The organism is Fannyhessea sp. C0108B2 (assembly GCF_056583915.1).
In genome coordinates, this window is record NZ_JBWPJQ010000017.1 from 1 (window position 1) to 794 (window position 794).

The 794-nt window shown below is 43.8% G+C and carries 1 protein-coding gene; it reads left to right on the forward strand.

From position 1 onward, the window contains the following. Nucleotides 1–219 precede the first annotated feature (219 nt). The coding region (locus AC1DBT_RS05915) for a helix-turn-helix domain-containing protein (RefSeq protein WP_480019002.1) at nucleotides 220–794 on the forward strand (575 nt) is incomplete at its 3' end.

A 794-nucleotide genomic window follows, 5' to 3' on the forward strand; every position in this document is an offset into this window, starting at 1 on the left:
GACGCAGTTGGGGTGAAGATTCAATCGCACCCGCTTTGCAATTATGTCTGGAAACTGTTCTGAAAATTTGAATTGGTGGTCGGTTGCGCTCATTTGTCGGCAGAAATTGCGCTTTCAGGGGCAATTGCCAACCGCACTTGCTAGTATGCAACTGCTGTTTCATCTATAATTTCGCCATAATCATAATGATGAATTCAAGTTTGAAATGGAGATATTTTTATGATTTTAGCAGATAAAATATTGGAGCTGCGTAAACAAAACGGTTGGTCGCAGGAGGAATTGGCGGACAAATTGGGCGTCAGTCGCCAATCTGTTTCCAAATGGGAAGGCGCACAAAGTATCCCGGATATGGAGCGGATAATTGCATTGAGCCGTTTGTTTGGTGTTAGTACTGATCTTCTGGTAAAAGATGAAATTGATGTTATGGGGAACAACGTCGACGCAGATGAAAATGCCTGCCAAGAAGAAGCCGGTGTTCGCATGCGGGTAATTAAGCTGGAAGAAGCCACCGCTTATATTACTCACAGAATATCATTTGCCGCCTATGTTGCTCTAGGTGTTCTTCTTTGTATTCTGGCGGCAATCCCCATGATCGGCAGCGAGCTTTTGCTTTCTCCCACAGTAAATGCGCAAGTCGGTAAAACTTTGGGCTTAGCCTTTAGCGTTGCGATTGTTACCGTAGCTGTAGCTATTTTTATTATTCAGAGTTTCCACGGAAAGCGTTATCAATATTTGGAAAAAGAGGACTTTGAAACGGCTTACGGTGTTGACAGTGTGCTCAAAGAACGCTTGGA